This window comes from Actinocorallia sp. A-T 12471 (genome assembly GCF_033875155.1).
Classification (GTDB): domain Bacteria; phylum Actinomycetota; class Actinomycetes; order Streptosporangiales; family Streptosporangiaceae; genus Actinocorallia.
In genome coordinates this window covers 454,928-473,710 of record NZ_JAWZTE010000003.1, presented here as the reverse complement: position 1 = coordinate 473,710, position 18,783 = coordinate 454,928, and the positions used below count along the sequence as shown (strand labels likewise).

The window sequence follows — 18,783 nt, the reverse complement described above, 5'->3', positions numbered from 1 at the left end:
TTCCTACCCCCCAGTAACGCCCACGGGAGCCTTACATGCCCGAGACCCCCCTGGTCGACCGGGTCCTCGGCCGGACCGGTTACGTCCTCGCCGCGCTGTTCGCCGTCGTGGCGGTCGCGGTCCTGGCGTGGCCGCTGCTGCCGAAGGGGGAGGCGGAGCCGGGCGTCGCCGCGCCGTCCGCGCCCGCGGGCGCGGGTTCCCCGGGTCCCGCGCCGAGCGACTACTTCCCGGACCTCAGCGGCAACGGGACGGGCTCGGGCAAGAACACCGGCTCCCGGGAGGGCGACGGCCCCTGCGGCACGCAGAGGGCCTACTACAAGCGCGCGGGCGACGGCGTCGAGGTGCACGTGGTCTTCCCCGGGGTCGGCGCGGTCCGCGCGGTCGTGGTGCCGACCAACGGCGAGCCGAGCATGCAGAGCTACACGACGGCGGGCGACCCGACCCCGCACGTGTTCGACTTCCCGAACGTGTCGGGCCAGGCCGTCAAGAAGGTGGGCCTGACCGTCACGACCGCGTCGGGCGCGCGGGACTGCGAGCTCCAGCGGCGTTAGCGCCCCTGGGCGGCCTGGGCGGCGGCCTGCTCGTCGGGCATCCGCACGTCCTCGACCGTGACGTTCACCGACGCGACGCGCATCCCCAGCATCAGCCCGACGATCCGCGCCACATTGCTCTTGACGACCTTCGCCACCTCCATGACGACGCTGCCGTACTCCACGATCAGCGCGATGTCGACGGAGATCTCGTTGTCGAGGACGCGGGCGCGCACCCTCGGCTCGCCCCGGTCGCTCATCCCGATCCGCTGCCGCACCGCCTCCATCGTCTCCGACGTGCGGCCCGCCCCGCCGAGCGCGGCGACCCCGCTGACCTCGAGTGCGGCGAGCGCGGCGATCTTCTCGACGACCTCGTCCTCGATCTTTATCTGCCCCTGGACGCCGTTGGAGCGCGCGGGCTCCTCCGGCGCGGGCTGCGGCGTCACGGGCTCGGGCTGGTACGGCTCGGGCTGGTAGGACTCGGGGGCCTTGTAGGCGTCGGAGGGGGAGACCTCGCCGCCCGAGTAGCCGCCCTGGGAGTAGGACTCCTGCGCGTAGGAGTCCTGGGTGTAGGACTCGGCCGTGTAGGACTCCGGCGTGAACGGGTCGGCGCTGCGGCGGCGGCCCGTCGCGGCGAACTCGGCGGGGGCCTGGCCGGGCGGCAGGACGGTGCCGGTCGCGACGCCCGCCGACGCCGTCGGCATCTGCGGCATCCCCGACATCCCGCCCGGCATGCCGGGCGCGCCCGCGCCGGGGGGCTGCTGCACGGCCTGCTGCGCGCCCGTCTGGGCCTGCTGCTGTTGCTGTTGTTGCTGCGCGGGCGCGGGGGACGCCGGGAAGTACGGCATGGGCGGCCTGGCCTCGGCGCGGTGTTCCCCGCCGTAGGGGCGGTCGAGATCGGTCATCGCGGACTCCTCACCTGCATGGCCTGGTCGCGCAGCCATCATGTCGGAGAACCCCGGGGACTTCCCAGAGAAAACGGTATTCGTGATGATTTGGGTGCTAACCGGATGCGACGGGGCCCGTGCCCCGTCGGCCCGGGCCGGTTTCCCCCCGGCAGGGCCGCCCGCCTATTCTGGGCAGGCCAAGGAAAGGGGAAGCGGTGGGACACGACCCGGCTGAGATGGAAGAACAGCGTGGCGTCGGCACGCCCGACGGCTTCCAGCGGCTCTGGACCCCGCACCGGATGGCCTACATCAAGGGCGAGAACAAGCCGACCGGCCCCGGCGAGGCCGACGGCTGCCCGTTCTGCGAGATCCCCAAGGGCCCCGACGAGGAGGGCCTCATCGTCCGTCGCGGCGCGAACGTCTACGCGGTCCTCAACCTGTACCCCTACAACTCGGGCCACCTGCTCATATGCCCGTACCGCCATGTCGCCGACTACACCGAACTCGACGACGCCGAAGCGCTCGAGTTCGCCAAGTTCACCCAGGCCGGCCTCACCGCGGTCCGCCTCGGCACCGGCGCGCAGGGCGCGAACGTCGGCATGAACCTCGGCCTCGTCGCGGGCGCGGGCATCGCCGCCCACCTCCACCAGCACATCGTCCCCCGCTGGGGCGGCGACACCAACTTCATGCCCGTCGTGGGCCACACCAAGGTCATGCCCCAACTCCTCCGAGACACCCGAAAAGCCCTAGCAGAAGCCTGGCCTGCTTAATTGCCCGGCCCGGCCGGGCGATATCTGGGCTTTTGCGAGCCCGGTGCTGCCCCTCCGGCCCCAGGGGGCCTACGGGACAGCACCGGGGAGCCTGACGGGGCCCTGAACCCCGGAGTGATCGGGCGCGCCGTCGTCTGGACCGGAGCCTTGTGAGCCGCAAGGCGAGCAAGGCGGAGGGAAGACGGCGGCTTGAGGCGCCCGATCACCGCCGCGGCGGAGCCGCGGCAATTGAACACGTGCTGCTGGGGAGGCGGTGGCGGTTGTTGGCGATGAGGCGGTAGGTGGCGTGGGCGGCCCAGGTGAGGGGTGGGAGGGAGAGGAGGCGGCCCAGGAGGGGCCAGGGGCGGGGGGAGGTGCGGAGGAGGGCGGCGATGGCGCGGGAGCCGCCGTGGGCGGTGTTCGCGGGGGTGATCCAGAGGACCTCGTGGGAGGCGCGGGCGGCGGTGACGCCGTAGGCGGCGAGGTCCTGCTGTTGGTAGGGGAGGAGTTCGGCGGCGGGCCGGACGCGACGCCGGAGGAAGCCGACGCACATCGTGCAGAAGCCGCAGTCGCCGTCGTACAGCAGGACGTTCCGGGTGCGCATGCGGCGAGACTACGCGCCTCTTTGAACGCGTTCAAGACAACGGGACGGACATCACGTCAGACGGCTCCGGCCCGCTCGGGCTGCGGGTCGTGGCGCAGGTAGGCGCGGTGGAACGTGGCGGTGCCGTGCGACAGAGACCGCAGGTCGACCGCGTAACGCGCGAGTTCGCGTTGCGGCACCTCGGCCCGGATCAGCGTGCGCGCCCCCGCGACGGGCTCGGACCCGAGCACCCGCCCGCGCCGCGCCGAAAGATCCGACATGACGGGCCCGACGTGCGCATCCGAGACCAGCACGGTGACCTCGTCCACGGGCTCCAACAGCGCGATAGGCACATGCGCAGCGGCGTCGCGTAGGGCGAGGGCTCCGGCCGTCTGAAAGGCGGAGTCGCTGGAGTCCACCGGGTGCGCCTTCCCGTCGAGCAGCGTTACGCGCACGTCCACAAGCGGGTGCCCCGAGGCGACGCCCTTGGCGGCCTGCGCGCGCACCCCCTTCTCGACCGACGGGATGAACTGCCTCGGCACGGTCCCCCCGACGACCCTGTCCACGAACTCGACGCCCGAGCCCGCGGGCAGCGGCTCGACGCTGATCCGGCAGATCCCGTACTGCCCGTGCCCCCCGCTCTGCTTGACGTGCCTGCCGAGCCCCTCGGCGGCAGCGCCGAACGTCTCGCGCAGCGGCACCTTGAGCTCGGCCCGCTCGACCTCGACGCCGAACCTGCCGCGCAGCCGGTCGAGCACGACGTCGGCGTGCGCCTCGCCGAGGCACCACAGCACGAGCTGCCCGGTCTCGGCGTTGTTGTCGAGCCGGACGGACGGGTCCTCGGCGGCGAGCCGGCCGAGCGCCTGCGCGAGCTTGTCGTCGTCGGCCTTGGAGCGCGGCGCGATAGCGACGGGCAGCAGCGCGTCCGGCGTCTCCCACGGCTCGACGAGCAGGGGCCGCCCCGGCGCGGACAGGGTGTCGCCGGTCTCGGCGTGCCCGAGCCGCGCGACCGCGCAGATGTCCCCGGCGACGCACTGCGCGACGGTCCGCTGCCGCCGCCCCAGCGGCGACGTCAACGCCCCCACCCGCTCGTCGGCCGAATGCGGGCTCCCGTTGTGCCCCGACACCCGGACCGTCACATCAGGCCGCAGCGTCCCGGAGAACACCCGCACCAGCGAAACCCGCCCGACATACGGGTCGGCGAACGTTTTGATCACCTCGGCGGCCAACGGCCCGTCCGGATCGCACGCGAGGTTCTCGACGCCCCTGCCGTCCTCGCGCGTGGCCGTGGGCGGCTCATGCTCCAACGGCGACGGCATCGCGCGCGTGATCACCTCGAGAACCTCGGCCATCCCCGTGACGGGCCCCGGCCTGTCCCCGTGCGGCACGGCCGTCGCCAGCACCGGATACAGCCCGCCTCGCGCCACGGCCCGCTCCAGGTCGGCGATGAGCTCGTCCACCGGAAGCTCCTCCCCGGCGACGTACCTGTCCATCAGCCCCTCATCCTCGCTCTCCTGGATGACGGCCTCGATCAGCGTCTCCCGCAACGCCGCGTACCGCTCGGGCAGCCCTTTCCCGTCCTCCTTGCGCTCCCCGGACGAGTAGTCGTACCTGCGCGCGCTGAGCAACCCGACGAGGGCCTGCCCATCCGGGACGTACAGAGGCACGACCCCCGTACCGAACGCCTCCTGACACGCCGTAACGGTCGCCGCGTAGTCCCCGCGCATCTGGTCGGTCTTGGTGATGACCACAGCGCGCGGCAGCCCGGCCGCCGCACACTCCTCCCACAACGCGAGCGTCTGCCCGTCCACCCCGTCCACCGCCGACACCGCGAACAGGACGGCGTCGGCGGCCCGCAGCTCGCCAAGGAAGTCCGGATACCCCGGCGAGTCCAGCAGGTTCACCTTGACGCCGTCGCAGGCGAACGGCGCGAGCGTCAGGCTCACGGTCCGGTGCTGCCGCGCCTCGCCCGTCCCCGCCGCCTGGTCGGCGACGGTCGTGCCGTCCTCCACCCGACCCGCCCGGGGGATCGCCCCCGACGCCGCGAGCAGCGCCTCGGCGAGCGTCGTCTTGCCGGCCCCGGAGCGCCCGACGAGCACCACGTTCCTGATCTCTTCCGGCCGTCCGGCCTCCGGCGCGTCGTCCCCGGGGGAGCCGTTCTTCTCGGTCCTGTCGTGTCTGCCGGACATAGCGCGCTCACCTCCACGTCGAGGGAGGGTGTGGGCACGCCCGCCGTGACGGGCGTCACACCCGTACTGTCCACACTCCCCCTCGAACGGCGCGTAGGCAAGGGGCCACCGCCCGCCGCCGGATCGGGGACTACGATGGCGGCACTCCTGCTGTCGATGGTTTGGACGACGATGCTCAACCGCTTGCGCCCCGCGCTGGCCACGGTGGTCACCCCCGTGGGCAGGACGCTCGCCAGAACGGGCGTGACCCCCAACGTGATCACGGTGGTGGGCACCGCGGGGGTGGTGGCCGGGGCCCTCGGCTTCTACCCGCGCGGCGAGCTGTTCTGGGGCTCGGTGGTGATCACCGCCTTCGTCCTGTTCGACATGTTCGACGGCGCGGTCGCCAGGATCACCGGCAAGACCGGCCCGTGGGGCGCGTTCCTCGACTCCACGATGGACAGGGTCGCCGACGCCGCGATCTTCTCCGGCCTGATCCTGTGGTTCACCGGCCCCGGCGACAACGCGCTGCTGGCGTGGCTCGCGCTGTACTGCCTGGTGTCGGGCGTCGTCATCTCCTACGCCAAGGCACGCGCCGAAGGGCTCGGCCTGACCTGCGACGTCGGGATCGCCGAGCGCGCCGAGCGGCTGATCATCAGCCTCGTCGGCATCGGGATCTACGGCCTCGGCGTCCCCTACGCGCTGCACGTGGCCCTCGTCCTGCTCGCGGTGCTCGGCACGATCACCGTCGCGCAGCGCTTCCACACCGTCTACGCCCAGACGCGTGACGCCGCACAGCGGGTGGGCAAGTGATCAAGATCAAGGACGAGGCGGCCGACGCCGCCTACGCCCTGGGCTGGTCGGCGGTGAAGCGGATGCCGGAGCCGATGGCCCGCCGGATGTTCACTGCGATCGCCGACCGCACCTGGCGCAAGCGCGGCACCGGAGTGCTGCAGCTGGAGAAGAACATCGGACGGGTCCTGGGCCGCCCCGCCGACTCCCCGGCAGTCCGCGAGGTCAGCCGCGAGGCGGTCCGGTCCTACATGCGGTACTGGATGGAGAGCTTCCGGCTGCCGGTGATGCCGCGCGAGCGCATCCGCGCGGGCATGAACGTCACCGGCGACCAGGCGATCTACGACGCGATCGGCAAGGGCCGCGGCGTGGTGGTCGCGCTGCCGCACATGGGCAACTACGACCACGCCGGGGCCTGGCTCGGCACCCAGGGCTACCCGATCACGACGGTCGCCGAGCGCCTCAAGCCCGAGTCGCTCTACAACCGGTTCACCGCGTACCGCGAGTCGCTCGGCTTCGAGATCCTGCCGCTCACCGGCGGCGCGTCGTCGTTCGGGATCATGGCGCGGCGGCTGCGCGAGCCCAAGGTGATCTGCCTCGTCGCCGACCGCGACCTGTCGGAGACCGGCGTCGACGTCGAGTTCTTCGGCCGGACCGCGCGCATGCCGGGCGGACCGGCAGCCCTGGCGATCCAGACTGGCGCGGCGCTGCTGCCGGTCACCCTGTGGTTCGAGGGCGACGGGTGGGGCGCGCGCGTCCACGAGGAGGTCCCGCAGCCGTCCGAGGGCACCCGCAAGGAGAAGACCCGGGCGATGACGCAGGCGCTCGCCGACGCGTTCGCCGAGGGGATCGCCGCCCACCCCGCCGACTGGCACATGATGCAGAAGATCTGGGTGGAGGACCTCTCTTGAGGATCGGGATCGTCTGCCCCTACACCTGGAACGTGCCCGGGGGCGTCCAGCAGCACATCGGCGACCTCGCCGAGGCGCTGATCGAGCTCGGCCACGAGGTCTCGGTGATCACCCCCGCCGACGACGACGCGGCGCTCCCCCCGTACGCGGTGTCGGCGGGCAGGGCGATCCCGGTGCCCTACAACGGGTCGGTGGCCCGCCTGTCGTTCGGGTTCCTGTCGGCCGCGCGGGTGCGCCGCTGGATCAGGGACGGCCGCTTCGACGTCCTGCACATCCACGAGCCCGCCGCGCCCAGCCTCGGCCTCATCGCCTGCTGGGTCGCCGACGGCCCCCTCGTCGCGACGTTCCACGCCTCCTACGAGAAGTCGCGCGCGGTGAGCGTCTCCGCGCCGATCCTCCAGTCGGCCCTGGAGAAGATCACCGGCCGGATCGCGGTGTCCGAGGCGGCGCGCACCACGCTTGTCGAGCACCTGGGCGGCGACGCCGTCCTCATCCCCAACGGCATCGCCACCGCGCGCTACGCCGAGGCCGAGCCGCTGCCCGGCTGGCCGGGCAGGACCGCCGAGTCCGGCCCTGAGGCGGTGCAGGCGCTGGGGTTCCTCGGCCGCATAGACGAGCCGCGCAAGGGCCTCCAGGTCCTGCTGCGCGCCTTCGACAAGCTCGCCCGCGACCGGCCCAAGCTGCGGCTGCTCGTCGCGGGCCCCGGCGACGCCGACGAGGTCCTCGCCAGGGTCAGTCCCGAGCTGCGCGACAGGGTCGTGCTGCTCGGCCTGGTCAGCGAGGCCGACAAGGTCCGCGCCTACCACTCGGTCGACGCGTTCGTCGCGCCCAACCTGGGCGGCGAGAGCTTCGGCATCGTGCTCACCGAGGCGATGTCGTCGGGCGCGCCGATCCTCGCCAGCGACATCGAGGCGTTCCGCAGCGTCCTTGACGGCGGCAGGGCCGGCGTCCTGTTCCGCACCGGCGACGCTGACGCCCTCGCCGAGGAGGCCGCCCGCCTCCTTGACGACCCCGACCGCCGCGACGCCCTGTCCAAGGAGGCCGTCTCGGCCGTGCGCCCCTACGACTGGTCGACGGTCGCCCGTGACGTCCTGCGCGTCTACGAGACGGTTGTCGTCGGCGCTACGGGCGTCGTGGAGACCGCCTCCTGATGGGCGGCTCATTCGACGGCCTGTTCACGGTCCTGCTGTGGCTCGTGGCGGTCTTCCTGGTCTGCACCTACGTCTCGTGGCGCGCGGGCCGTCTCGACCGCCTGCACGCCCGTGTGGACCTCGCCAGGGCCGCCCTGGACGGCGCGCTGGTGCGCCGCGCGGCGGTCGCGCTCGAACTCGCCACCTCCCAGCTGCTCGACCCGGCCACCAGCCTCGTCCTGGCGACCGCCGCGCACGCGGCCCGCACCGCCGACGCCGACGGCCGTGAGTTCGCCGAGAGCGACCTGTCCCGCGCCCTGCGCGCGGTGGTCGACCAGCCGGGCTTCCACGAGGCCCTGGGCGACCGCGCGGGCCCCCTCCTGGAGGAGCTTGACGCCGCCGCCCAGAAGGTCCTGTTCGCCCGCCGCTTCTACAACGACGCCGTCTCGGCGACCCGGATAGCCAGGCGAAGGGTCCTGGCGAGGGTGCTCCCGCTCGCCGGACACGCACCGATGCCGGAATTCTTTGAGATAGACGACACTCCTCCCGCTCTGGGATAGCTCAGGTATCTTCAACCCGGTCTGTCGTCGGGGTGAAGGAGAGGCCGTTGCCTGGGTTTTCCCGGAGGGGTTTCGTCGTCTCCCTGCTCGGCCTCGCCGCCGCCGCGTGCAGCAAGGAGCCGGAACGCGTCCCGACCTCCGGCGACGCCCCCACGCCCACCCCGACCCCGACGCCGACGCCCACCCCGACCGGCCTCGGCTACCACCCCTTCACGGGCGGGAGCAAAGGGCTCAAGAACAAGGTCATCGCCGTCAAGGTCGACAACACCGGGCCCGCGCTGCCGCAGGAGGGCCTGCGGTCTGCCGACATCGTCTACGTCGAGCAGGTAGAGGGCGGCGAGACGCGGATCATGGCGGTCTTCTGCTCGAAGTACCCGGCGCGGGTCGGGCCGGTCCGCAGCGCGCGGATCTCCGACCTGCACATCCTCAGCCAGTACGCGCGGCCCGCGCTCGCCTTCTCCGGCGTGCAGTCCAAGATGGTCAGACGCATCAGGGCGGCTTCTCTGATCGACGTGTCCGAGGACAGGGGAGGGGCCGGCTACATCCGCTCGTCCGCGCGCTACGCCCCCTACAACCTGTACGGCGACCTCAAGGCGCTGCTGCGCAGGGCCCCCAAGGCGGGCCGCGCCAAGGACATCGGCTTCCGGTTCGGCCCGGCCCCCGAAGGCGGCCGGAAGATGAAGCAGTTCACCGCGCGCTGGCCCGCCGGGTCTTTGACGTTCCGGTGGTCGGCCGAGCAGCGCCGCTGGCTCAGCTACCGCAACGGGGTCCCGAACCGGGCGGCCGAGGGCGGCGTCCTGGGCGGGAAGACGATCGTCGTGCAGTACGTGGTGACCAAGCGGTCCCGCTACCACGACTTCCTCGGCGCGTACACGCCTTACCTGCGCGTCACGGGGAAGGGCAAGGCGCTCGTCCTGCGCGACGGCAAGGCTTACGACTGCACGTGGTCGCGTCCCTCCGAGCGCAAGGGGACGGTGTTCACGACGGCGTCGGGGGAGCGGATGACGTTCGCCAGGGGGCAGGTGTGGGTGGTGCTGGTGAACCGGGGCAAGCCCGTCATCCCGTAAGGCCGTGGGCCCGGACGCTGACACAGTGCCCAGTCCGAGATGTCCGTGATCAGGCAATATCATGGAAGACGACTGAATCGTCGTCGTCTGTGAGGAAGACATCCCGTGACTACTGTTCCCGCGGAGAACACCGCCGTCGGTACCGCCCGCGTCAAGCGCGGCATGGCGGAGATGCTCAAGGGCGGTGTGATCATGGACGTGGTCACGCCCGAGCAGGCCAAGATCGCCGAGGACGCGGGCGCGGTCGCCGTCATGGCCCTGGAGCGCGTCCCCGCCGACATCCGCGCCGAGGGCGGCGTCTCCCGCATGAGCGACCCCGACATGATCGACGGGATCATCGAGGCGGTGTCGATCCCCGTCATGGCCAAGGCGCGCATCGGCCACTTCGTGGAGGCCCAGGTGCTCCAGGCGCTCGGCGTCGACTACATCGACGAGTCCGAGGTGCTGACCCCCGCCGACTACACCAACCACATCGACAAGTGGGCGTTCACCGTCCCCTTCGTCTGCGGCGCGACCAACCTGGGCGAGGCGCTGCGCCGGATCACCGAGGGCGCGGCCATGATCCGCTCCAAGGGCGAGGCCGGCACCGGCGACGTCTCCAACGCCACGACCCACATGCGCGAGCTGCGCGACCAGATCCGCCGCCTGTCCTCGCTGCCCGAGGACGAGCTGTACGTGGCCGCCAAGGAGCTCCAGGCCCCGTACGAGCTGGTCAAGGAGGTCGCCAAGAACGGCAAGCTGCCCGTCGTGCTGTTCACCGCGGGCGGCATCGCCACCCCCGCCGACGCCGCGATGATGATGCAGCTCGGCGCGGAGGGCGTCTTCGTCGGTTCCGGGATCTTCAAGTCCGGCGACCCCGTCAAGCGCGCTGAGGCGATCGTCAAGGCGACGACCTTCTACGACGACCCCGACGTCATCGCCAAGGTCTCCCGCGGCCTCGGCGAGGCGATGGTCGGCATCAACGTCGGCACCATGGCCGACGCCGACAAGTTCGCCGGCCGGGGCTGGTAGCCCCCGCGAGCCCGATTCCCGCGCCGCGCCCGCGGCCGACACGTTAGCCTTGACTGTCGGTCGGCCCCGGGTCGGGCGGGGGCCGCGGCCGGGAGGGGAGCGCTTGGCGTTGGGATGGTCGGTCGCACTGGCGTGCGCGAGCAGCGGAGGCGATCCGGGCAGGGTGTTCCACCCGGGCCTGGAACCGGACGGAGGGGCCGCGCTCGACCTGGCCCGCCGTCTGTACCCGGCGGCGTCGGTGGAGGCCACCGGCGAGACGGTCCTCGACTTCGCGCTGTGGCCTTACGAGGACGAGGTCTTCATCGGCGCCTACCCCGGGGGCCTCGCGGTCTGCGACCGGCGCCTGTTCCAGCTCGACGACGACGCCCGCCGCGTCGCTGACATGATCGCCACCGAGCTCCCCGGAGCCGACTGCGGCGTCCTCGTCCTGCACGAGCGCGTCTCGGCCTGCTGGTTCCGCTGGTACGCCGGCGGCGTCCTGGTCCGCGACGTCTACGTCACCTCCGACGACGGCGTCGTGGTCGACCAGGGCCGGCGGCTGCCCGCCGAGGCCCCCTACTGGAAGGCCATCGACGGCGGCGCGCCGGACGTCCCGCTGCCGTTCACCCCCGAGGAGTTCGGGCTCGAGCTCGCCCGCGCCTGCCTGTTCGGCCGCGAGCTCGCCGGCCGCGGCGAGGACGGGTTCCTGCCGCTGGAACTGCCCCTGCGCAGGTTCCGGCTCGCCTGACCCGCGCGGCTCCGGGACGTGACCTCCGGACGCGCGGGGAAGATCGTCGGCCGACCCGCGCGTTCTACACTGAAGTCCACCCCTGGAAAGGCCCGGTTTTGTCTGTTGTCATCGGTGTGCTCGCCCTCCAAGGCGACGTGCGCGAGCACGCCAACGCCCTCGAGCAGTGCGGGGCGACCGCGATCGGCGTGCGCCGCGCCGAGGAGCTCGACCGCGTCGACGGGCTCGTCATCCCCGGCGGCGAGTCGACCGCGATGTGGAAGCTGATGCGCGCGTTCGACCTCCTCAAGCCGCTCCGCAAGCGGATCGAGGCGGGCCTTCCCGCCTACGGCTCGTGCGCCGGGATGATCATGCTCGCCGACCGCATCGTCGACGGAGCCGCAGGTCAGGAGACCATCGGCGGCATCGACATGACGGTCCGCCGCAACGCCTTCGGCCGCCAGGTCGACTCGTATGAGTCGACCATCAGCTTCGCAGGACAGTCGCTCGAAGCCGTGTTCATCAGGGCCCCCTGGGTGGAGTCCGTGGGCGACGGCGTCGAGGTGCTCGGACAGGTCGAGCTGCCCGGCCGTCCGGAGGAAGGATCGCGGGACGATGGTCCACGCCATAGGATCGTCGCGGTTCGGCAGGGCAGACTGATGGCCACCGCCTACCACCCCGAGCTCACCGGGGACCCCATCGTGCACCGGTACTTCACCGAGCTGGTGCGTCAGTCGAGGAACAACGAGGAGTAACGAGCATGTCCGGCCACTCCAAATGGGCGACGACCAAGCACAAGAAGGCCGCTCTGGACTCCAAGCGGGGCAAGCTCTTCGCGAAGCTCATCAAGAACATCGAGGTCGCGGCCCGCACCGGCGGCCCCGACCCCGACTCCAACCCGACGCTCTTCGACGCCATCTACAAGGCGAAGAAGAACTCGGTGCCGAACGACAACATCGAGCGCGCCCGCAAGCGCGGCGGCGGCCTCGAGGCCGGCGGCGCCGACTGGCAGACGATCATGTACGAGGGCTACGCGCCCGGCGGCGTCGCGGTGCTCATCGAGTGCCTCACCGACAACCGCAACCGCGCCGCCTCCGAGGTCCGCGTCGCGCTCACCCGCAACGGCGGCTCGCTGGCCGACCCCGGCTCGGTCTCCTACATGTTCCACCGCAAGGGCGTCGTCGTGGTGCCCAAGGCCGGGACCACCGAGGACGACGTCATGCTCGCCGCCCTCGACGCCGGAGCCGAGGAGATCAACGACCTCGGCGACAACTTCGAGGTCGTCTCCGAGGCCGGCGACCTCCTGGGCGTCCGCAAGGCGATCCAGGAAGCCGGCATCGACTACGAGTCCGCGGAATCCAGCTTCCTGCCCACCATGCAGGTCCCCCTCGACGCCGACGGCGCCCGCAAGGTCATCAAGCTCCTCGACGCCCTCGAAGACAGCGACGACGTCCAGAACGTCTGGGCCAACATGGACCTCCCCGACTCCGTCCTGGCCGAACTGGACGAAGAAGAATAAATCTCAACCCCAGCCGGGGTTTTCCACCCCGGCCGGGGCCACGGCCACGGCCCTTGGCGCTATACCAGGGTTCCAGGCCACCCGGGGCCACGGCCACGGGCCTTGGCACTATGCCAGGGTTCCAGGCCAGCCAGGGCCACGGACGTTGGGCGGAACACCACAGAGTGATTGGGCGCGTCGCCGTCTGGACCGGAGGTCTGTGAGCCGCCAGGCGAGCAGACCGGAGGGAAGACGGCGACTTCCCGGCGCCCAATCACCGCCGCGCCGGAGGCGCGGCAATTAAACACAGCCCAATCACCGGCCGAGCGGAGCGAGGCCCGATAACATGCCTACGAACAAATGTTCGCAGGTTTCTGGGGGGTGGGCCGGTGCGGGTGCTCGGGGTGGATCCGGGGCTTACCCGGTGCGGGGTCGGGGTCGTCGAAGGGACGCCCGGCGCACCGCTCACGCTGGTGCACGTCGGCGTCATCCGGACCGATCCCGACCTCGGGCAGGCAGAGCGGTTGCTCGCCGTGGAGCTGGGGATCGAGCGGGTGCTCGAGGAGTTCGCGCCCGAGGCGGTCGCCGTCGAGCGGGTGTTCGCGCAGCACAACGTCTCCACGGTGATCGGCACCGCGCAGGCGGCGGGGGTGGCGATGCTGTGCGCGGCGCGGCGCGGCCTGCCCGTCGGGCTGCACACGCCGAGCGAGGCCAAGGCGGCGATCACCGGCAGCGGCCGCGCCGACAAGGCGCAGGTCACCCTCATGGTCACCCGGCTGCTGCGGCTCACCGCCGCGCCGAAGCCCGCCGACGCCGCCGACGCGCTGGCCCTGGCGATCTGCCACGTCTGGCGCGGCGGCGCACAGGCGAGGCTCGCCGCAGCCCAGCGGACGGCGAAGGCGCGTACCGGACACACACGGGGAGGCGGAAGGTGATCGCATACGTGCGCGGCCGGGTGGACTCCACCGGCCCCGACAGCGCGGTGGTCGAGGTGGGCGGCGTCGGCCTTGCGCTGCTGTGCGCCCCGGCGACGGCGGCGGCCCTCGTCCCCGGCGAGGAGGCCCGCCTGGCGACGTCACTCGTCGTCCGCGAGGACTCCCTCACCCTCTACGGCTTCGCTGACGCCGACGAGAAGCTGATCTTCGAACTCGTCCAGACCGCCAGCGGCGTCGGCCCGAAGGTCGCCCTGGCGATGCTCGCCGCGCTCAGCCCCGACGAGATCCGCCGCGCCGTCGCGGTCGGCGACGCCCGCGCGCTCACCCGCGTGTCCGGAATCGGCCCCAAGGGCGCGCAGAAGATCATCCTCGAGCTCAAGGGCAAGCTCGGCGAGCCCGTCGGCGGAACGCGCGGCGGCGGCGTTCCGGTGCCCGCCCAGCGCGTCCAGCCCTGGCGCGACCAGGTCGCCGCCGGCCTGCAGAGCCTCGGCTGGGGCCCGCGCGACGCCGAGGCGGCCGTCGACGCCGTCGCCGCCGACCTCGACGGCGAGCAGGTCCCGCCGATTCCCGAGCTGCTCAAGGCGGCCCTGCGCAAGCTGAGCCGCCCATGAGTGACGAACGCCTGGTGGGCGGCGAGCAGAGCGTCGAGGACCGCGCGATCGACGCGGCGCTGCGCCCCAAGAAGCTCGACGACTTCATCGGCCAGCAGCGGGTCCGCGAACAGCTCTCCCTCGTCCTGCACAGCGCGCTGCGCCGGGGCCGCGCCCCCGACCACGTGCTGCTCTCCGGCGGCCCCGGCCTCGGCAAGACCACCCTCGCCATGATCATCGCCGCCGAGCTCGGCGCGCCCCTGCGGATCACCAGCGGCCCGGCGATCGAGCGCGCGGGCGACCTCGCGGCGATCCTGTCGACCCTCACCGAGGGCGAGGTGCTGTTCCTCGACGAGATCCACCGGATGGCACGGCCCGCCGAGGAGATGCTCTACCTGGCCATGGAGGACTTCCGGGTCGACGTCGTCGTCGGCAAGGGCCCCGGCGCGACCGCGATCCCGCTCGACATCGCCCCCTTCACCCTCGTCGGCGCGACGACCCGCGCGGGCATGCTGCCCGGCCCGTTGCGCGACCGCTTCGGGTTCGTCGGCCACATGGACTTCTACGACCCGGCCGAGCTCGAGGTGATCGTCGGCAGGTCGGCGGGCCTGCTCGGCGTCAGGATCGAGGACGAGGCGGCCGCCGAGGTCGCCTTCCGCTCGCGCGGCACCCCCCGCATCGCCAACCGCCTGCTGCGCCGCGTCCGCGACTACGCCGAGGTCCGCGCCGACGGCCTGGTCACCCGCGATCTCGCCCGCGCGGCCCTTGACCTTTACGAAGTTGACGCCCAGGGCCTCGACCGCCTCGACCGCGCGGTCCTGCGGGCGCTGCTGACCAAGTTCGGCGGCGGGCCCGTCGGCCTGTCCACCCTCGCGGTCAGCGTCGGCGAGGAGCCCGAGACCGTCGAGGTCGTCGCCGAGCCGTTCCTGGTCAGGCAGGGTCTGCTCGCCCGCACCCCGCGCGGACGGATCGCCACGCCCGCCGCCTGGGCGCATCTTGGCCTGGCCGCGCCGCCGCAGCAGGGACCCGCCCCCGCCGCCTTGTTCGACGTGGGGGAAGAAGCCGACTAGCCTGACCGGCGGGACCGGGAACTTCATGGCGGGCTTGGTCGTCACGTCTTTGCCGGTGGCGCGTCCGGATGTCTAGACTCCGGGACCACCCCGGAACGGATCATCGGACATCCCGGCGACCGGCCCCGACCACCTAAACCAGAAACAGGACGACATGTCGATTCTCGCAGCGCAGGAGCAGGGCAGCCCTCTGTCCATGCTCGTCCCGCTGATCCTCATCGCGGTGGCCTTCTACTTCTTCCTCATCCGGCCGCAGAAGAAGCGGCAGGAGGAGCAGAACAAGATGCAGAAGAGCCTGGTCCCCGGCAGCCGCGTCGTCACCTCCTCCGGTATCTACGGCACTGTGCTGGACACCGATGAGGGCGACATCCTCCTGGAGATCGCCGACGGCGTCGAGGTCAGGATCATGGCCCAGGCCGTGATGCGCGTCGTCGAGGACGTCGAGTTCGTCGACGAGCCCGAGCAGGACGAGGCCGAAGGCGACGCCGACAAGGCCGCCGAGGGCATCGACCTCACCAAGGGCGAGGACGACAAGTCCGCGCAGACCCAGACCTCCGACAAGTCCTGATCCCCGTCCGTTCATCCGTGGCGGCGGCCCTGTCGGACCGTCGAGGGATCACCTAGGAAGAATCGACCACAGTGGCGTCCAACAACCGCAACGTCCCGAGTCCGGTGCGCACCCTCGTCGCGTTCTTCGCGATTCTCGCGGTGCTCACCGGTGTGATGTTCCTCCAGGGGTCACCGGTCCCCAAGCTGGGTCTCGACCTGGCGGGCGGTACGACCATCACCATGACCGCCCAGACCGAGGACGGCAAGGCCGCCCCCGCGGAGCAGATGGATCAGGCAGTCAAGATCATCCGCGACCGGGTGAACGGCAACGGCCTCACCGACGCGGAGGTCACCAAGCAGGGCGACAACGTCATCGTCGTGTCGGTGCCCGGCGACCGCGACGACCAGGCGCAGATCATCGAGCTGGTCGGCACCACCGCCCAGCTCCAGTTCCGCCAGGTCCTCGTGTCCGGTCTCGGGGCCAGCACGGCGACGCCGTCGGAGGAGCAGCCCGCCGCCGAGCCGAGCGGCGAGTCCTCGCCCGAGCCCACCGGTTCGCCCACCACGTCTCCGACGGCGACGCCGAGCGCGTCCCCGACGGAGAAGGACAGGGCGCTGTCCAGCGGCCTCGTCGCGGCGGCCCCGACCCCGACGCCCACCGCGTCCGGCGCGGCCGACCCGACCCCGACCGGGACGCCTTCCGCGCCCGCGACGGAGGAGCCCCTTCCCGTGGACAGCGGCGAGGACTTCTCCAACGTCAAGGACGAGAAGGTCATCGCGCTCTACAAGAGCACGGTGTGCACGCCGAACGGCCCCAAGATCCCCGGCTCCGACGACCCCAAGGCGCAGTACGTCGTCGCGTGTGAGGAGGACGGCAGCTACAAGTACATCCTCGGCCCGGTCGCCGTCCCCGGCACCGAGGTCAAGGAGGCCAACGTCTCCGCGCCCAACGCCCAGGCCGGCCAGACCGGCTGGGAGGTCGTGCTGACCTTCAAGAAGGCGGGCACCGCGGCGTTCGGCGAGCTGACCAAGAAGGCCAACGAGGCGTACCTGGCCAACCCGATGGCCCCCGAGGCGCAGATCGCGATCGTGCTGGACGGCCAGGTCGTCTCCGCGCCGCAGATCTCCAACGGGGCGATCCTGGGCGGCACCGCGAGCATCTCCGGCGGCGCCGACTTCACCCAGGCGTACTCCGAGAACCTGTCCCAGGTGCTGAAGTACGGCGCGCTGCCGCTCCAGTTCCCCGAGGACAAGCAGACCATCAGCCAGATCTCCTCGTCGCTCGGCGCGGACCAGCTGCGCGGCGGTCTGATCGCGGGTGCGATCGGCCTCGGCCTCGTCCTGCTGTACTGCCTCTGGTACTACCGGGCCCTCGGCCTCGTCGCCATGGCGAGCCTCGTCGTCGCGACCGCCGTCACGTATGTGCTGGTGGTCATCTTCGGGGAGAACGCCGGGTTCCGGGTGTCGCTGCCGCACATCATCGGCCTCATCGTGTCGATCGGCATCACCGCCGACTCGTTCATCGTCTACTTCGAACGGCTCCGCGACGAACTGCGCCTCGGCAGGCCGCTGCGGCCGTCGGTCGAGGTGGCGTGGAAGCGGGCCCGCCGCACGATCATCGTCGCCGACGCGGTGACCATGATGGCCGGCGTCGTCCTGTACTTCCTCGCCGTCGGCGGCGTCCGAGGGTTCGCGTTCGCGATGGCGCTGACCACGCTGATCGACCTCATCGTGGTCTTCTTCTTCACCAAGCCGCTCGTGGCGCTGCTGGCCAGGATGAACTTCTTCTCCAAGGGCCACAAGTGGTCCGGGCTCGACACCAGCGAGCTGCACAAGCCCACTCCCACCGCATTCCGTGCGGCGAAGCGCCTGGAGGCATGATGTCGGGTGTCATTCAGCGGTTCATGCACGGTGAGCTCGCCACCAACATCGTCGGCAGGCCGAAGCTCTGGTACGCCATCTCCGGCCTCCTGATCGTCTTCTCGATCGCGGGCCTGCTGATCAAGGGCCTGCACCCCGGCGTGGAGTTCACCGGCGGTTCGGTGTTCACCGTCGAGGGCGCGTCGAACGCGTCGATCAGCCAGGTGCGCGAGTCGGTCGCCGAGACCGCGGGCGGCACGCCGATCGTGCAGGAGGCGGGCGGCAACTGGCGGGTCACCACGCACCCGCTGACGCCGACCGAGGTCTCCGAGGTCCAGCAGAAGCTCGCCGCCGACCTCGGCGTCGACGCCAAGACCCAGATCGGCGCGGAGAGCGTCGGCTCGACCTGGGGCGGTGACGTGACGAAGAAGGCGTGGCAGGCCCTCGTCGTCTTCATGATCTTGATCATCGTCTACCTGTCCGTGGCGTTCGAGTGGCGGATGGCGCTGGCGGCGGTCGCCGCGCTCTTCCACGACCTGGTGATCACCGCGGGCGTCTACGCCTGGTCCGGATTCGAGGTGACGCCCGCGACCCTGCTGGGCTTCCTCACGATCCTGGGCTACTCGCTGTACGACGCCGTCGTCGTGTTCGACATGATCAAGGAAGTCACCAAACCGCTCAACGAGAACAGCAAGATCAGCTACAGCCAGGCGGCGAACCAGGCGGTCAGCTCCACGCTGGTCCGCTCGCTCAACACCTCGCTCGTGGCGATCCTGCCGGTCGCGGCGATCCTGTTCATCGGCACGACGTTCCTCGGCGCGGGCACCCTGAAGGACCTGTCGCTCGCGCTGTTCGTCGGCATGATCGTCGGCACGTACTCCTCGCTGTGCGTGGCGACGCCCATGCTCGTCCAGCTCAAGGAGCGCGAACCGGTGTACGCCAAGCTGCGCGAGAACATCGCGCGCCGCGAGGCGAGCCCCAAGCGGCAGGCCCGCGCGGCCAAGACGGCGGGCGACGAGGACGCGTCTGAGGACGACTCCGACTCCGACGCCGACGAGGACGACGAGCCCGTCGACTCCGACGCCGTCGCCGAGGCGCACCAGACGGTGGTCAAGGTCGTCCAGACCGGACCGCGCAACCAACCGAGGAAGGGCACGCGGAGCTCCCGCCGCCCCTAGCCTCAACCC

The 18,783-nt window shown here is 71.5% G+C and carries 20 protein-coding genes; 17 read left to right on the top strand and 3 right to left on the bottom strand.

Annotated elements, in window-relative coordinates; genetic code table 11:
* The first annotated feature begins 35 nt into the window (after nt 1–35).
* Nucleotides 36–551, top strand: coding sequence for a hypothetical protein (locus R9X44_RS11150; RefSeq protein WP_319813978.1), 516 nt, complete (start codon nt 36–38; stop codon nt 549–551).
* Here R9X44_RS11150 and R9X44_RS11145 read toward each other — a convergent pair.
* On the bottom strand, nt 548–1,435 hold the full coding sequence (locus tag R9X44_RS11145; RefSeq protein ID WP_319813977.1) for an Asp23/Gls24 family envelope stress response protein: 888 nt from the start codon (nt 1,433–1,435) through the stop codon (nt 548–550). The genes R9X44_RS11150 and R9X44_RS11145 overlap by 4 nt on opposite strands.
* A gap of 218 nt (nt 1,436–1,653) precedes the next feature.
* On the opposite strand from R9X44_RS11145, the gene R9X44_RS11140 reads away from it, so the two are divergent.
* Nucleotides 1,654–2,187: an HIT domain-containing protein gene (locus R9X44_RS11140; RefSeq protein WP_319813976.1), complete on the top strand. Its 534-nt coding sequence runs from the start codon at nt 1,654–1,656 to the stop codon at nt 2,185–2,187.
* Between the two features lie 202 nt (nt 2,188–2,389).
* On the opposite strand, the gene R9X44_RS11135 is transcribed toward R9X44_RS11140, so the two are convergent.
* Both R9X44_RS11135 and R9X44_RS11130 read right to left on the bottom strand, forming a co-directional pair.
* The gene (locus R9X44_RS11135) at nt 2,390–2,770 is read right to left on the bottom strand and encodes a DUF393 domain-containing protein (RefSeq protein ID WP_319813975.1); all 381 of its coding nucleotides are present in this window, start codon (nt 2,768–2,770) and stop codon (nt 2,390–2,392) included.
* Nucleotides 2,771–2,826: 56 nt separating this feature from the next.
* Nucleotides 2,827–4,938 (bottom strand): elongation factor G-like protein EF-G2, encoded by a 2,112-nt coding sequence (locus R9X44_RS11130; RefSeq protein ID WP_319813974.1) that lies wholly within the window; start codon nt 4,936–4,938, stop codon nt 2,827–2,829.
* 171 nt (nt 4,939–5,109) lie between these two features.
* Here R9X44_RS11130 and pgsA point away from each other — a divergent pair, with 171 nt between their 5' ends.
* The 15 genes from pgsA (at nt 5,110) to secF (ending at nt 18,774) form a co-directional block, all read left to right on the top strand.
* A complete protein-coding gene (gene pgsA, locus R9X44_RS11125; RefSeq protein WP_319814225.1) occupies nt 5,110–5,730 on the top strand; it encodes a phosphatidylinositol phosphate synthase in 621 nt (206 codons plus the stop codon).
* Nucleotides 5,727–6,620: a phosphatidylinositol mannoside acyltransferase gene (locus R9X44_RS11120; protein ID WP_319813973.1), complete on the top strand. Its 894-nt coding sequence runs from the start codon at nt 5,727–5,729 to the stop codon at nt 6,618–6,620. Before pgsA ends, R9X44_RS11120 begins: the two co-directional genes overlap by 4 nt.
* Nucleotides 6,617–7,771, top strand: coding sequence for a glycosyltransferase family 4 protein (locus R9X44_RS11115; protein ID WP_319813972.1), 1,155 nt, complete (start codon nt 6,617–6,619; stop codon nt 7,769–7,771). Before R9X44_RS11120 ends, R9X44_RS11115 begins: the two co-directional genes overlap by 4 nt.
* Nucleotides 7,771–8,310: a hypothetical protein gene (locus R9X44_RS11110; RefSeq protein ID WP_319813971.1), complete on the top strand. Its 540-nt coding sequence runs from the start codon at nt 7,771–7,773 to the stop codon at nt 8,308–8,310. Before R9X44_RS11115 ends, R9X44_RS11110 begins: the two co-directional genes overlap by 1 nt.
* Before the next feature lie 47 nt (nt 8,311–8,357).
* Nucleotides 8,358–9,377: a DUF3048 domain-containing protein gene (locus R9X44_RS11105; protein WP_319813970.1), complete on the top strand. Its 1,020-nt coding sequence runs from the start codon at nt 8,358–8,360 to the stop codon at nt 9,375–9,377.
* Nucleotides 9,378–9,482: 105 nt separating this feature from the next.
* Nucleotides 9,483–10,388 carry a pyridoxal 5'-phosphate synthase lyase subunit PdxS gene (gene pdxS, locus R9X44_RS11100; protein WP_319813969.1) on the top strand — a complete coding sequence of 302 codons (906 nt, stop codon included), beginning with the start codon at nt 9,483–9,485 and terminating at the stop codon, nt 10,386–10,388.
* Nucleotides 10,389–10,491: 103 nt separating this feature from the next.
* Nucleotides 10,492–11,115, top strand: a complete 624-nt coding sequence (locus R9X44_RS11095; RefSeq protein ID WP_319813968.1) for a DUF6928 family protein — start codon at nt 10,492–10,494, stop codon at nt 11,113–11,115.
* A gap of 98 nt (nt 11,116–11,213) precedes the next feature.
* Nucleotides 11,214–11,849: a pyridoxal 5'-phosphate synthase glutaminase subunit PdxT gene (gene pdxT / locus R9X44_RS11090; RefSeq protein ID WP_319813967.1), complete on the top strand. Its 636-nt coding sequence runs from the start codon at nt 11,214–11,216 to the stop codon at nt 11,847–11,849.
* A 5-nt stretch (nt 11,850–11,854) separates the two neighbouring features.
* Nucleotides 11,855–12,613, top strand: coding sequence for a YebC/PmpR family DNA-binding transcriptional regulator (locus tag R9X44_RS11085; RefSeq protein WP_319813966.1), 759 nt, complete (start codon nt 11,855–11,857; stop codon nt 12,611–12,613).
* Between the two features lie 368 nt (nt 12,614–12,981).
* On the top strand, nt 12,982–13,527 hold the full coding sequence (gene ruvC, locus R9X44_RS11080; RefSeq protein WP_319813965.1) for a crossover junction endodeoxyribonuclease RuvC: 546 nt from the start codon (nt 12,982–12,984) through the stop codon (nt 13,525–13,527).
* Nucleotides 13,524–14,138, top strand: a complete 615-nt coding sequence (gene ruvA / locus R9X44_RS11075; protein WP_319813964.1) for a Holliday junction branch migration protein RuvA — start codon at nt 13,524–13,526, stop codon at nt 14,136–14,138. Before ruvC ends, ruvA begins: the two co-directional genes overlap by 4 nt.
* Nucleotides 14,135–15,187 (top strand): Holliday junction branch migration DNA helicase RuvB, encoded by a 1,053-nt coding sequence (gene ruvB, locus R9X44_RS11070; protein ID WP_319813963.1) that lies wholly within the window; start codon nt 14,135–14,137, stop codon nt 15,185–15,187. Before ruvA ends, ruvB begins: the two co-directional genes overlap by 4 nt.
* A gap of 154 nt (nt 15,188–15,341) precedes the next feature.
* Nucleotides 15,342–15,755: a preprotein translocase subunit YajC gene (yajC, locus tag R9X44_RS11065; protein ID WP_319813962.1), complete on the top strand. Its 414-nt coding sequence runs from the start codon at nt 15,342–15,344 to the stop codon at nt 15,753–15,755.
* A 71-nt stretch (nt 15,756–15,826) separates the two neighbouring features.
* Nucleotides 15,827–17,617, top strand: coding sequence for a protein translocase subunit SecD (secD, locus tag R9X44_RS11060; protein ID WP_319813961.1), 1,791 nt, complete (start codon nt 15,827–15,829; stop codon nt 17,615–17,617).
* Complete coding sequence (secF, locus tag R9X44_RS11055; protein WP_319813960.1) at nt 17,614–18,774, top strand: protein translocase subunit SecF; 1,161 nt, start codon at nt 17,614–17,616, stop codon at nt 18,772–18,774. Before secD ends, secF begins: the two co-directional genes overlap by 4 nt.
* Nucleotides 18,775–18,783: the final 9 nt, after the last annotated feature.